Annotated in this window: 11 protein-coding genes; 2 read left to right on the top strand and 9 right to left on the bottom strand. The window is 69.8% G+C overall.

Going from position 1 to position 13,713, the window contains the following annotated elements; translation table 11 throughout:
* Positions 1-17 precede the first annotated feature (17 nt).
* The 6 genes from pgl to tkt are packed head-to-tail and all read right to left on the bottom strand — an operon-like array spanning position 18 to position 8,546.
* Complete coding sequence (gene pgl / locus AB0F43_RS23900; protein ID WP_360480750.1) at positions 18-788, bottom strand: 6-phosphogluconolactonase; 771 nt, start codon at positions 786-788, stop codon at positions 18-20.
* Complete coding sequence (locus AB0F43_RS23905) at positions 785-1,960, bottom strand: glucose-6-phosphate dehydrogenase assembly protein OpcA (protein ID WP_360480753.1); 1,176 nt, start codon at positions 1,958-1,960, stop codon at positions 785-787. Before AB0F43_RS23905 ends, pgl begins: the two co-directional genes overlap by 4 nt.
* Before the next feature lie 44 nt (positions 1,961-2,004).
* Positions 2,005-3,555: a glucose-6-phosphate dehydrogenase gene (zwf, locus tag AB0F43_RS23910; protein WP_360480756.1), complete on the bottom strand. Its 1,551-nt coding sequence runs from the start codon at positions 3,553-3,555 to the stop codon at positions 2,005-2,007.
* A gap of 23 nt (positions 3,556-3,578) precedes the next feature.
* Entirely contained in the window at positions 3,579-5,180 is a 1,602-nt protein-coding gene (locus tag AB0F43_RS23915) for a glucose-6-phosphate isomerase (protein WP_360480759.1), read from the bottom strand.
* Complete coding sequence (gene tal, locus AB0F43_RS23920) at positions 5,177-6,298, bottom strand: transaldolase (protein ID WP_360480761.1); 1,122 nt, start codon at positions 6,296-6,298, stop codon at positions 5,177-5,179. Before tal ends, AB0F43_RS23915 begins: the two co-directional genes overlap by 4 nt.
* 34 nt (positions 6,299-6,332) lie before the next feature.
* A complete protein-coding gene (gene tkt / locus AB0F43_RS23925; RefSeq protein ID WP_360480764.1) occupies positions 6,333-8,546 on the bottom strand; it encodes a transketolase in 2,214 nt (737 codons plus the stop codon).
* A 346-nt stretch (positions 8,547-8,892) separates the two neighbouring features.
* Here tkt and AB0F43_RS23930 point away from each other — a divergent pair, with 346 nt between their 5' ends.
* Positions 8,893-9,807, top strand: coding sequence for a heme o synthase (locus tag AB0F43_RS23930; protein ID WP_360482033.1), 915 nt, complete (start codon positions 8,893-8,895; stop codon positions 9,805-9,807).
* Positions 9,808-10,052: 245 nt separating this feature from the next.
* Entirely contained in the window at positions 10,053-11,162 is a 1,110-nt protein-coding gene (locus tag AB0F43_RS23935) for a ScyD/ScyE family protein (protein WP_360480767.1), read from the top strand.
* Positions 11,163-11,217: 55 nt separating this feature from the next.
* Here the strand turns inward: AB0F43_RS23935 and AB0F43_RS23940 are convergent, their stop codons facing one another.
* From AB0F43_RS23940 to AB0F43_RS23950, 3 genes are read right to left on the bottom strand one after another with little or no spacing between them, the layout of a single operon-like run.
* Complete coding sequence (locus AB0F43_RS23940; RefSeq protein ID WP_360480770.1) at positions 11,218-12,144, bottom strand: COX15/CtaA family protein; 927 nt, start codon at positions 12,142-12,144, stop codon at positions 11,218-11,220.
* Between the two features lie 28 nt (positions 12,145-12,172).
* On the bottom strand, positions 12,173-12,973 hold the full coding sequence (locus tag AB0F43_RS23945; RefSeq protein WP_360480772.1) for an ABC transporter permease: 801 nt from the start codon (positions 12,971-12,973) through the stop codon (positions 12,173-12,175).
* A complete protein-coding gene (locus AB0F43_RS23950; RefSeq protein WP_360480775.1) occupies positions 12,970-13,695 on the bottom strand; it encodes an ABC transporter ATP-binding protein in 726 nt (241 codons plus the stop codon). The genes AB0F43_RS23945 and AB0F43_RS23950 overlap by 4 nt, the downstream gene beginning before the upstream one ends.
* Positions 13,696-13,713 lie beyond the last annotated feature (18 nt).

Here is a 13,713-nt window from a genome sequence, read left to right on the forward strand (position 1 = left end):
TTCGGCGGCCGCCGAACTCAGGTGCGTGGTGCGCGGATGGTGCTCGGGATCTCCTGGGCGGATGCCTCGTCGAGCAGCCACAGGGTGCGGTTCAGGCCCTTCACGCCCGCGGCCGGGATCTGCAGGCGACCGGTGCCGGACAGTGCCAGCCGGACCGCCTTCGCCTTGTCCTCACCCGACACCACGAACCAGACCTCGTGCGCCCGGTTCAAGGCCGGGAACGTCAACGAGACGCGGGTCGGCGGCGGCTTGGGGGAGCCGTGGACGGCGATCGCCGCGACGTCCTCGGAGTACAGCCCGGCATGCTCCGGGAAGAGCGAGGCGACGTGCCCGTCGGGACCGACACCCAGCAGCAGTACGTCGAACGTCGGTACGCCGTCCCGGTCGCCAGGACCGACGGCCTTGGCCAACTCGGACGCGTAAGCCGCCGCAGCGGCCTCAGCACCCTGGCCGGTGTCGGCGGGCATCGGGTGGACCCGAGCGGGGTCCACGTCCACGTGGTCGAGCAGGGCCTCGCGGGCCTGTGTCTCGTTGCGGTCGGGGTCGCCAGCCGGCAAGAACCGTTCGTCACCCCACCAGAACTCGACCCGTCGCCAGTCGATCGCGCTGCGGGCCGGCGACTCGGCGACGGCCCGGTACACAACCGAGGCGACCCGGCCGCCGGTCAGCACGACCTGTGCGATCTTGCCGCTGCTCTGGACGTCGACGAGCCGGGTGATGAGCCGGGCCGCGACGGCGTGGGCGAGGCCCTCGGCGTCGCGGTTGACGAGGATCGACGGGGCGCTCATGACCGTCCCGCCACCCTCTTACCCGTGCTCTTCTTCGCCGCCGTCCGCTTGCTCGCCGTCTTCTTGGCTACGGACTTCTTGGCCACCGCCTTCTTCGACACAGCCTTCTTCTTCGCCGCGGACTTCCGCGCCGTGGCCTTCTTGGCAGTCGTCTTCTCGGCGCTGGCCTTCGGCGCGTCCGCGGTCGCCGTCCGGGCAGCAGCTTTCGTCACCGCGGTCTGGGTCGACCGGCGGTCCTCAGCGCTGACCTTCTTCGCGTCGGCCGGCATCTGCTCCCGCTCGACCATGCAGGCGAGCGTCTGCGCGTACACGTCGTCCGGGTCGAGCCGCCGCAGTTCCTCACTCAGCAGCTCGGACGTCGTACGGCGCTTCAACGCCACCGGGCGGTCCGGCTGGCCAGGAACGCTGAACGTCGCGACCGCACCGTCCGGGCGGGTCAGCGAGATTGGGCCGGTCGGGGTGAACAGCCGCGCGGCGGTGATACCGGGGCCGCGCGACGTCTTCTGCTCGACCGGGACTCCGAGCCGGTGCTGCAGCCAGGCCGCCAGCAGATCGGCGCTCGGGTTGCCCTTCGCCGAGGTCACCTCGGCGCCGGTCACCTTCGTCGGGTACTGATCGAGGGCAGCCGCCAGCAGCGCCCGCCACGGCGTCAGTCTGGTCCAGGCGAAGTCCGTGTCACCCGGCTCGTAGCCCTCGGCCCGGGCGGAGAAGTCGACCGAGGCACGACGTGTCGCGGCCGCGTCGGTGACCCGTCGACGGCCCAGCAACCCCAGCGGGTCTTCCGCGGGGGCCTTCGGTCCGCCACCCGGCCACCAGACGATGACGGGGGAGTCGGGCAACAGCAGGGGAGTGATCACGGACTCCGGCACCTTGGCCAGCTCGCCGTGCAACCGCAGCAGCACCGCCTCACCAGGAATGCCTTCGCCCACCCGGACCTCGGCATCCAGACCGGACGCTCCCCGGCCCGGCCGCAGGATCGCCACCAGGACCCGGGACGGGTGCTCGCGGCCGGCCTCGTTCGCGGCCTTCATCGCGTCGTGGTGAGACGCCTCGTCGACGACCACCACGATCGTGCCGACCATGCCCATCGCCGGCGAGCCCGCGTTCCGGCGGGCCCGGAGCAGCGCCGAGGCGATCTCGCTCGACGTCGTACCGGTCAGGTCGATGATCACCTAGTGTCCTTTCGGGGGTCTGGGGGTCGTCCCCCAGCTGAATGTCACGGCCGCCTCCAGGCGCGTCCGTCGCGGGCGAGCATCTCGTGCGCGGAGTCCGGACCCCAGCCGCCGGACTCGTACTGCTCCGGCTTGCCGTGCTTGGCCCAGTAGTCGATCACCGGGTCGAGGATCTTCCAACCGAGCTCGACCTCGGTGTGCTGCGGGAACAGCGGCGGGTCGCCGAGCAGGACGTCCAGGATCAGCCGCTCGTACGCCTCGGGCGAGGACTCGGTGAAGGAGCCGCCGTACGCGAAGTCCATGTTCACGTCCCGGATCTCCATCGAGGTGCCCGGCACCTTGGCGCCGAACCGCATGGTGATGCCCTCGTCCGGCTGGATCCGCAGCACCAGCGCGTTCTGGCCGAGCTCTTCGGTCTCGGTCTTGGTGAACGGCAGGTGCGGTGCGCGCTTGAACATCACCGCGACCTCGGTGACCCGGCGGCCGAGCCTCTTGCCGGTGCGCAGGTAGAACGGCACCCCGGCCCAGCGGCGCGTGTCCACGTCCACCCGCAGCGCGGCGAAGGTCTCCGTCGCGGAGTCCGCCGGGATGGCTTCCTCCTGCAGGTAGCCCTTCACCTTCACACCACCGGCCCAGCCGGGGGCGTACTGACCGCGGGCCGTGTGCAGGTCGAGGCGGTCCGGCAGCTTCACCGCTGCCAGCACCTTCTTCTTCTCCTGCCGCAGGGACCAGGCGTCGAAGCTGACCGGCTCCTCCATCGCGACCAGCGCGAGCAGCTGGAGCAGGTGGTTCTGGATCACGTCCCGGGCCGCGCCGATGCCGTCGTAGTACCCGGCCCGGCCGCCGATGCCGATGTCCTCGGCCATGGTGATCTGGACGTGGTCGACGTAGTGGCTGTTCCAGACCGGCTCGAACATGGCGTTGGCGAACCGCAGCGCCAGCATGTTCTGCACGGTTTCCTTGCCGAGGTAGTGGTCGATCCGGAACACCGCCTCGGGCGGGAACACCGACTCGACCACGTGGTTCAGCTCACGGGCGCTCTTCAGGTCGTGCCCGAACGGCTTCTCGATCACCACCCGCCGCCACGAGCCGGGGACCTCGTCGGTCAGCCCGTGCTCGGACAGCTGCTGCACGACCTGCGGGAACAGGCCGGGCGGGATGGACAGGTAGAACGCGTGGTTGCCACCGGTGCCGCGGGTGAGGTCCAGCTCGTCCACGGTCTCCCGCAGCCGCTTGAACGCCTCGTCGTCGGTCAGGTCACCCGGCACGAACCGGAAGCCCTCGGCCAGCTGCTGCCAGACCTCCTCGCGGAAGGGGGTCCGGGCGTGCTCCTTGACCGAGTCGTGCACGATCTGGGCGAAGTCCTGGTTGGTGTAGTCGCGCCGGGCGAACCCGACCAGGGCGAAACCGGGTGGCAGCAGCCCCCGGTTCGCCAGGTCGTAGACGGCCGGCATCAGCTTCTTACGGGCCAGGTCCCCGGTGACCCCGAAGATCACCAGGCTGCACGGCCCGGCGATCCGCGGCAGCCGCCGGTCCTGCGGGTCCCGCAACGGGTTGACCGGGCCGGTCAGCTCTTCGTCGAGCTCAGCGGTCATCAGCCGCTTCCCTCCGAGGTTCTCTAGTTGAAAAGGGACAAGAGCTGCTGTACGCCGGTCGCCGGGTCGGTCAGGTGGAGGCGCAGGACGGGTCGGCCGCGCTCGGCGAGGACGTTCGCGTCACCGGCCGCCTGGGCCGAGATCAGCGTGCCGAACGTGAACGGACGGCCGGGGATCTCCACATCGGTCGGGTGCGCCGCGGTGATCTGCAGGAACACACCCTCCGGGTGGCCGCCCTTGTGGTACTGACCGGTGGAGTGCAGGAAACGCGGACCCCAGCCGAACGTGACCGGCCGGCCCGTGCGAGTCGCCAGCACCGGCCGAACCTCGGCCAGCGAGGCGTCACGCTCGGAGTCGAGGTACGCCATGACGGCCAGGTACCCCTTCTCGTCGAGCTTGCCCAGCAGTACGTCGACAGCGCCCTTCAGCGAGTCGACACCGTCCAGCAGGCCCTCGGAGCCGCGCACCTCGACCGCGCCGTCGGTGAACGCCGCCGGCTGCGGCTCAGGCTGCGCATCGAGCAACCCTCGAGCCGCCTGCTTCGCGCTCTCCACATCGGGCTGGTCGAACGGATTGATCCCGAGCAGATACCCCGCAACCGCGGTCGCGGTCTCCCACAACAGGAACTGGCCACCGAGCGAGCCGGTCGTCACGACCGTCGGCGTACCGGAGGCGACGCTCGCCGCGCTGGTGTCGGCCGCGAGCAGCGCGTGCACGAGGTCACCCGCACCGCTGTGGAGCTCCGGAGCCTCGAGGCTCTCCACAGCGATCGGCAGTACGCCGGTGCCGTTCTTGCCGGTGCTCTCGGCAATGAGCTGCTCGGCCCAGTCCGGGAACCCGACGATCGACGAGCCACCGGACGCGATGACCACCTTGTCCCGGCCCGGGCTCGCGGCGAGCACCGCGCCGAGGATCAGCGCCGGGTTCGACGCGTCGTCGGCCTGCAGCGACGGAGCCACCTCAGCGGCTTGGTCGAGCAGCTCAGCGACGTCCGCACCGGCCAGCGCCGACGGAACCAGGCCGAACGCGGTCAGCGCGCTGTAGCGGCCACCCACGTGCGGGTCGGCCAGGAAGGTCTTGCGGTAACCCTCGTCGCCCGCCAGCTTCTCGAACGGCGAACCCGGGTCAGTCACCACCACGATCCGGCCGGCCGGATCGATACCCGCGTCGGTGAACGCCTTGACGAACGCCCGCCGGTGACTGTCGGTCTCGACCGTGCCGCCGGACTTGCTGGACACCACCACGACGGTCTTCTGCAGGTCCCCGGCCAGCGCCCGGCCGACGACGCTCGGGTCGGTCGAGTCCAGTACGACGAGCTCCACGCCCGCGGTCCGGGTGATGACCTCGGGGGCCAGCGACGAACCGCCCATGCCGGACAGCACGATCCGGTCCAGACCCTCGGACCGGAGGTCGGCCTGCAGTGCCTCGATCTCGGCCAGCAGCGGCCGCGACGACTCGTACAGGTCGACCCAGCTCAGCCGGATGGCCGACTCCGACTCGGCCTCCGGACCCCACGTCGTGGCGTCCTTGGCCGCGATCCGGGAGGCGACCTTCTCGTCGACGAGCCGGTCGACGACCTCGCGCCAGCCCTCGCCGTACGCGTTGACAGTGAGCTTCTCGGTCACTTGGCGGCACCCTTCAGGGCGGCGGTGACGGTGTCCTGCAGCTCCGACCAGGACGCGTCGAACTTGGCCACGCCCTCGTCCTCGAGCACCTGGACGACCTCGTCGTACGAGATGCCCAGCCGCTCCAGGTCGGCGATCACCTTGCGGTCGGCCTCGTAGTCGCCGCGGACCGTGTCGCCGGTGATCTCGCTCTGCTCGGCGGCCGCCTTGATGGTTGCCTCAGGCATCGTGTTGACCACGCCGCGGGTGACCAGGTTGTCGACGTACAGGGTCGGCGGGTACGCCGGGTCCTTCACGCCGGTGGACGCCCACAGCGGACGCTGCGGCCTGGCGCCGGCGGTCTCGAGCTCGCGCCAGCGGTCGGAGGAGAAAATCTCCTCGTACGCCTCGAACGCGAGCCGGGCGTTGGCGATCGCCGCCTTGCCCTTCAGCGCCTTGGCTGCGTCTTCGGAGGCGGTGCCGATGAAAGCGTCCAATCGCTTGTCCACCTCGGTGTCCACCCGGCTGACGAAGAACGACGCGACGCTGCCCAGCTTGGTGACGTCGTGGCCGTTCTCGATCGCCTTCTCCACACCGCTGAGGAACGCGTCGACGACGGCTTTGTAGCGGTCGAGCGAGAAGATCAGCGTCACGTTCACGCTGATGCCCGCGGCCAGCGTCTCGGTGATCGCCGGCAGGCCCTCCTTGGTGGCCGGGATCTTCACGAACACGTTGTCCCGGCCGACGGTCTCCCACAGCTCCTTGGCCTGGGCGATCGTCTTCTCGGTGTCCCGGGCCAGACCGGGCTCGACCTCGATCGAGACCCGGCCGTCGACGGTGTCGGTGTCGTCGTACACGGGCTTGAACAGGTCCGCCGCGTCCCGGACGTCATCGGTGGTGATGACCCGGATCGCCTCGTCGGTGGAGACCCCCTCGGCCGCCAGCCGGGACACCTGCTCGGCGTAGGCGTCCGCGTCGGCGATCGCCTTGGCGAAGATCGTCGGGTTGGTCGTCACCCCGCTGACGTGGGAGTCGTGGATCAGCGTCGCCAGGGTGCCGCTGGTCAGCCGTTGCCGGGAGAGGTCGTCGAGCCAGATGGAGACACCCGCGTCAACGAGTGCTTTCAATCGATCGTTCATGTCCGAAGCCTCCGGATGTTCTGTTGTGGTGGTGTCAGTTGCGCTCGTTGGTGGCGTCGGCGTTCGGGTCGGCGGCCACCGCCGGGTCGTCGCCGGGGCCGATCCCGCCGGCCGGGCGACGCCCTGCCGGTACCCCGGAACCGCCGAGATCCGCGGCGGCGGCGATGCTGTCCTTGGCGGCCTGGACGACGGCGTCGGCGGTGATGCCGAACTCGTCGTACAGGACCTTGTAGTCGGCGGAGGCGCCGAAGTGCTCCAGGCTCACGCTGCGGCCGGCGTCACCGACGATCTCGCGCCAGCCCAGCGCGATCCCGGCCTCGACCGAGACGCGGGCCCTGACCTGCGGCGGGATGACCGAGTCGCGGTAGGCGTCGTCCTGCTCGTCGAACCACTCCCGCGAGACCATCGACACGACCCGGGCCTTGATGCCCTCGTCGGCCAGCTTGTTCCGGGCCTCGACCGCCAGCTGCACCTCGGAGCCGGTGCCGATCAGTACGACGTCCGGCGTACCGTCGGTGTCGAGCAGCGTGTAGCCGCCCTTCTTCACGTTCTCGGTGGTGGCGAAGCCGTCGGTCCCGCGCGGGAACACCGGCACGTTCTGCCGGGTCAGCGCGAGGCCGGCCGGGCGGTCGGTGCGCTCGAGGATCGCGGCCCACGCGGCCGCCGTCTCGTTCGCGTCACCGGGCCGGACGACGTCCAGGCCCGGGATGGCCCGCAGGGCCGCGAGGTGCTCGATCGGCTGGTGGGTCGGGCCGTCCTCGCCGAGGCCGATCGAGTCGTGCGTCCACACGTAGGTGACCGGCAGCTTCATCAGCGCGGCCAGCCGGACAGCCGGGCGCATGTAGTCGCTGAAGACCAGGAACGTGCCGCCGTACGGGCGGGTGCCGCCGTGCAGGGCGATCCCGTTCAGGACTGAGCCCATGCCGTGCTCGCGGATGCCGAAGTGCAGGACCCGGCCGTACTCGTCGCCCTGGAACTCCTTGGTGGAGAACTCGGCCGGGATGAAGGACGGCTGGCCCTTCGGGGTGGTGTTGTTCGAACCGGCCAGGTCGGCCGAGCCGCCCCAGAGCTCGGGCAGCCCGGGTGCCAGCTTGGTCAGCACCTCACCGGAGGCCGCGCGGGTCGCGACGCCCTTCGCGTCGGCGTCCCAGCTCGGCAGCGTGTCCTTCCAGCCGGCCGGCAGGTCACGGTTGGCCAGCCGGGCGAACAGCTCGGCCCGCTCGGGCGAGGCGGCCTTCCAGCCCTCGAACTTGCTGTTCCACTCGTCCTGGAGCGCCTGGCCGCGCTGGACCGCCTGGCGAGTGTGCGCGATCACGTCGTCGGCCACCTGGAACGTCTGCTCCGGGTCCCAGCCGAGCACCTTCTTGGTCGCGGCCACCTCCTCGGCGCCGAGCGCGGAGCCGTGGATCTTGCCGGTGTTCTGCTTGTTCGGGGCCGGCCAGCCGATGATCGTGTGCAGCCGGATGAAGCTCGGCTTGTCGGTGACCGCCTTCGCCTCTTCGAGGGCGTCGTACAGGGCCTGGACGTCCTCCTCGTAGCCGGTGCCGCCTCCTGTCCAGTCGACGGTCTGGACGTGCCAGCCGTACGCCTCGTAGCGGGCCGCCACGTCCTCGGAGAACGCGATGTCGGTGTCGTCCTCGATCGAGATCTTGTTGGCGTCGTAGATCAGCGTGAGGTTGCCGAGCTTCTGGTGACCGGCCAGCGAGGACGCCTCGGCCGAGACGCCTTCCTCCAGGTCGCCGTCCGAGGCGATCACGTAGATCTGGTGGTCGAACAGGCTCTCGCCCTTGGCCGTGTCGGGGTCGAACAGGCCGTGCTCACGCCGGGCCGCCATCGCCATGCCGACCGCGTTGCCGACCCCCTGGCCGAGCGGGCCGGTGGTGGTCTCGACACCCTTGGTGTGGCCGTGCTCCGGGTGGCCGGGGGTCAGGCTGCCCCAGGTCCGCAGCGCCTTCAGATCGTCCAGCTCCAGGCCGAAACCGGCCAGGTACAGCTGGATGTAGAGGGTCAGGCTGGAGTGACCGGCCGAGAGCACGAACCGGTCCCTGCCCGCCCATTCCGGGTCGGCCGGGTTGTGCCGCATCACCTTCTGGAACAGCAGGTACGCCGCCGGCGCCAGGCTCATCGCCGTACCGGGGTGGCCGTTGCCGACCTTCTCGACCGCGTCCATCGCGAGGACCCGCACGGTGTCGACCGCGCGCTGGTCGAGCTCGGTCCATTCAAGCTTGGGGCTGGTCTTCTCCGTCACGCCGGCGGCGCTCCTCTCGATGGCTGCGAAAACTCGGTCTGGTCAGCGTCGAGGGGGTCGCTTCAGGCCTACCGACCGGTCACGATCACGCCCCGCGCATCACCGTGAGCGAGCCTACTCGCCTGGGCCTTCGGCACCTTCCACTGACTCGGAACCCGGACCGGATCGTGGTTGTTCCCGACGTCTCGCACATCACACCGAGGGGGGTGGCCGATCCCTCCTACGGGGCGTCGTAGACTGTCGAACCGTCAGCGCCGGGGGCCTCCGGCGTCAACCCACTGAGTTCGAGGTGTTCGTGACGGCCGTCGACCCGCGTCCAGCCGCGACGACGTCGTACCCGACGCCGCTGCCGGACGGCACAGCTGTTCTGAGTCCGTCGGTGCGCGACGTGGTGAAGGCGTACGTCGGTCTGACCAAGCCACGCATCATCGAGCTGCTGCTGATCACCACGGTGCCGGTGATGTTCCTGGCCGCCGGGGGAGTGCCCGGCCTGGGCGTCGTCGCCGCCACGCTGGTCGGCGGCATCCTCGCAGCCGGCAGCGCGAACACCATCAACTGCGTGCTCGACCGCGACATCGACGAGCAGATGCGCCGGACCCGCCGCCGCCCGCTGCCCCGGCACGCGGTCAGCCCGCGGTCGGCGACCATCTTCGGTGTCGTGCTGGGCATCCTGGCCACCCTCGAGCTCGGCTTCTTCGTGAACTGGCTGTCGTCGATCCTGGCGCTCGCGGCGAACGCGTTCTACGTGTTCGGCTACACGATGGTGCTGAAGCGCCGGACCGTGCAGAACATCGTCTGGGGCGGGATCGCGGGCTGTTTCCCGACGCTGATCGGCTGGACCGCGGTGACCAACGAGCTGGCCTGGACGCCGTTCGTGCTGTTCCTGGTCGTCTTCTTCTGGACTCCGCCGCACACCTGGGCGCTGGCGATGCGCTACCGCGACGACTACGCGTCGGTCGACGTACCGATGCTGCCCGTGGTCGCCACCCCGGTCGCCACCGCGCGGCAGATCATGGCGTACTCGGTCGTCATGGTGCTCACCTCGATCGCGTTGTGGCCGATCGCCGACACCGGTTTCGTCTACCCGCTGGCCGCGATCGGGCTGGGCATCGTGTTCCTCCGCGAAGCCCGCGCCCTGCTCCTGCGCGCCCACACCGGCGCCGAAGGCGCGGCACTCCGCCCGATGCGGCTGTTCCACTTCTCCAACATCTACCTGGCCCTCCTCTTCATCGCCGCGGCTGTCGACCCTCTGCTGCGCTGAGCCCGGGCCGAAAACGGACAGCGCTTGCCGTTGCCCGAGGCGCGTCTTTGTTGTTGCCTTTGGCATCGATCGGTGGTGCACTGAGGGTATGGTCGCGGACACTGTCCGTTGCGCAGGGTTTGCGGCCTGTGCATAGCCAGTCGCGGAGGGTCCCGCCGTTGACCTTATCGTTACCAAATGGTGCGATAGCCCGGTCTGTGGAGGGGATCCACGCCTGGGGAGACGCAGATGTCAGGGGGTTCGCAGTGGGGGTACGAACACGCATTGCCACCGTCGCAGCGCTGGCACTCGCCGGGTCCGTGCTGGTGGCCGCACCGGCCGAAGCGGGCGGCACGAAGTACGGCACCACGATCAAGCCGGTCGTTTCCGGTCTGGTCAGCCCGCGCGGCGTGGCGACTTTCGGCGGGAAGATCATCTACAGCGTCGGCGACGGCTCGGTCTACGAGGCGTGGGCGCACAACGGCAAGCAGATCCGCAAGCTCGGCCAAGTCCTGGGCGGGTTCCCGCCGGCCATCGACACCAACAAGTGGGGCGTCACGTACGCCTTGACCGGCGCGGGCGGTGAGCCGGAAGCTCCACCGGTACCGGGCGGCGCGACGCTGTACAAGCTGCGCCCGGGCAAGGCGCCGCTGAAGATCGCGGACATCGCCAAGTACCAGGTCAAGGACCCGGACCCGTACAACACGAACGGGCCGGCCGAGGAGACCAACCCGTTCGGTGTCGCCGCGCTGGGGGACGGCACGGTCCTGGTTGCCGATGCGGCCGGCAACGATCTGCTCCGGGTCTGGCCGAACGGCCACATCAAGACCGTCGCCCGGCTGAAGCCGCGCGTGGTCACGACGCCCGCGGGCCTCGGACCGGACGCGCCGCCGGCCGGCACCAAGATCCCGGCCGAGGCGGTCGCCACGTCCGTGACGGTCGGCTCGGACGGCTACTGGTACGTCGGTGAGCTGCGCGGCTTCCCGGCGACACCGGGTACGTCGCAGATCTGGCGGATCAAGCCAGGCTCGTACAACGCGGTCTGTGACCCGGCCAATCCGTACCAGGGCAAGTGCACGCGGTACGCCGACGGCTACACATCGATCGTGGATCTGGCCGGCGGCCCGAGGGGCACGCTCGCCGTGGTCGAGTTGGCCAAGGTCAGCTGGCTGCAGTGGGAGATGGGCGGCTCGCCCGTGGGCTCCCTCTACCTGCAGTTCCCGGGCAGGTGGCACAAGGCCGGGTTCAAGAAGGAGCTTGCCCCAGGCGAGCTGATCCTGCCGGCCGGAACGGCGATCAGCCGGTCGGGCAAGGTCTACGTGACGTCACCGCTGTTCGGTCCGCCAGGGGCCGTGTACCAAGTCGTGAAGAAGTAACCTGACAGCCCGGGGCGTCAGGTCTGTTCACCGGACCAGGCGCCCCGGGTGCCAGTTACGTGGCCGGTGTGCCGCGTTCGCCGTACACCGCGGTCACCAGGGCGATGAGCACCGCGGCGAAGAACATGTGGATCAGCACCAGGACCCAGGGGAGCCCGGTGAAGTACTGCGTGAAGCCGACAACGCCCTGCAACAGCTCCATCGCCAGCAACCATGCGGCCAGCTTCCGCAGTGTCCGTGAGGTCGCCGTCACCCGGGTTGCGATCACCAGCGCCACCGAGATTCCCAGCAGGGCGAACACCACGTCGGCGTGCAGTTGGCTGATCAGCGTCTCGTCGAACCCGTTGCGCCCGGTCTCCGGATCGCCGGAGTGCGGCCCGGCTCCGGTCACCAAGGTGCCGAGGGCAACAGCCAGCCAGACCGCCACCACACAGGCGGTGGCGAGTGCGCGGACAACCGGGGGAGTGTGTGGGTAGGGACTGGTCCGGGACCGCCGCATCAGAGACACCGTCAGCGTGATGATCACCGGAGAGACCAGGAAGTGCGCGGACACGATCCACGGGTTCAGCCCGGTCAGCACGCTGATACCGCCGATCACCGCCTGCAGCGGGACGCCGAGCGCGGCCGCCGTCGCCAGCCGGCGCAGGTCCTTGCGCACCGGTCGGTATCGCATGACCGCCAGCCACGTGCCGATCGCGATCACCGCGACCACGAAGCCGAGCATGCGGTTGCCGAACTCGATCGCTCCGTGGATGCCGAGTGCGCTGTGCGGGATGTACGACTCATCGGTGCACTGCGGCCAGGTCGGGCAGCCGAGGCCCGAGCCGGTCAGCCGGACCAGCCCACCGGTCACCACGATGCCGATGTTCGCCACCACTGAGGCCCAGCCCCAGCGCCGGACCACGTCCAGGCTCGGCTCTGGCACCAGTCGCCAGAATCCATTGACTGGTGCGGTCTCTCGGGGCGGGGTCTCCGTGCTCATCACCGGCACACTCTAAAGAAGCGCTTGCTCAGTCCCATCGGAAGGTCCGGGAGACGAGGTATCCGAGGACTCCTGCCCACAAGGCCAGCGACAGCGCAGCGGCCCAGGGGATCACGCCCTCGATGGTGGAGTTCGCCAGCCCGTTGGCCAGCGCGGCACTGGGCAGCAGGCGTACGACGCCCTGCATGCCGGCGGGGTATTCGTCGACCGGCGTGAGCACCGCACCGCCGACCAACAGCAGCAGGTACAACAGGTTGGCCGCCGCGAGCGTCGCCTCCGCTCGCAGGACGCCGGCCATCAGCAGACCGAGGGACGCGAAGGCAGCGGTCCCGCACAGCACCATCAGCACCACACCGAAGATTGCGTTGACGCCGCCGACCGGGTTCCAGCCGAGCCCGAAACCAGTGGCGATCAGTATGGCGAGCTGGATCAGCTGGACGACCACCACGGCGCCGATCTTCCCGGCCAGCAAGCCGGTGCGAGACAGGGGAGAGGCACCGAGCCGCTTGATCACGCCGTACCGCCGCTCGAAGCCGGTCGCGATCGCCAGTGAGGTGAACGACGACGACAGCACCGCCAGCGCCAGCACCCTCGGCACCGCCTCGTCCACGGCCGCACCGTCGCCCAACGGCAGGCGGTTGCCGAGACCGGTCCCACCTAGCAGTAGAAGGAGGCCCAGCGGGATCACCAGGGCCAGCAGCAGCTGCTCGCCATTGCGGAGCAGCAGCCGGAACTCCATCCGTGCATGCGCCAGCACCTTGCGTGGCCAGGGAGCGCTACCAGGCCGCGGGGCGTAGGTTGCGGCGGCGTTGGTCTCCGCACTGCTCATGATGGCTCCCGCTTCGGCCGCGCGGTGAGCGCCAGGTAGACGTCCTCCAGCGACTTCGTGCCGTGCTCGGTCAGTGAGTCCGGCGTGCCGGAGGCGATCACCTTGCCGGCGGACACCACGTGAACCTGGTCGGACAACTGCTCGGCCTCGTCCATCGCGTGGGTGGTGAGGACGACGGTCACGCCGTCGTCGCGCAGGTCGCGGATGAGTTGCCAGATCTCACGCCGCCCGTGCGGGTCCAGCCCGGTCGTCGGCTCGTCGAGGAAGGCGATCTCCGGCCGGCCGACGATCGCCAGCGCGAACGACAGCCGCTGCTTCTGCCCACCGGACAGCCGCCGGTACGGCGTCCGGCCGCAGGTACCGAGGTCGAGACGGTCGACCAGGGCCGGGATGTCGAGGGGGTGGGTGTGCAGCGTGGCGACGTACCGGAGCATCTCGATCGCGCGGACCCCGGACCAGGCGCCGCCTTCCTGCAGCATCACCCCGATTCGCGGCATCAACTCGTCGTGGTCGGCGATCGGATCCAGCCCGAGCACCCGGACGCGACCGGAATCCGGACGCCGGAAGCCCTCACAGCTCTCGACGGTGGTGGTCTTGCCCGCGCCGTTGGGGCCGAGCACGGACGTCACCGTCCCGCCGGTTACGGTGAGACTGAGGCCGTCGACCGCGGCCTTGTCGCCGTACCGCACGACGAGGTTGTCGATCTCCACCGCGACTGGCACAACGGCAGCATAGAGAAC

It is taken from the genome of Kribbella sp. NPDC023972, from assembly GCF_040639075.1.
Classification (GTDB): Bacteria; Actinomycetota; Actinomycetes; order Propionibacteriales; family Kribbellaceae; genus Kribbella.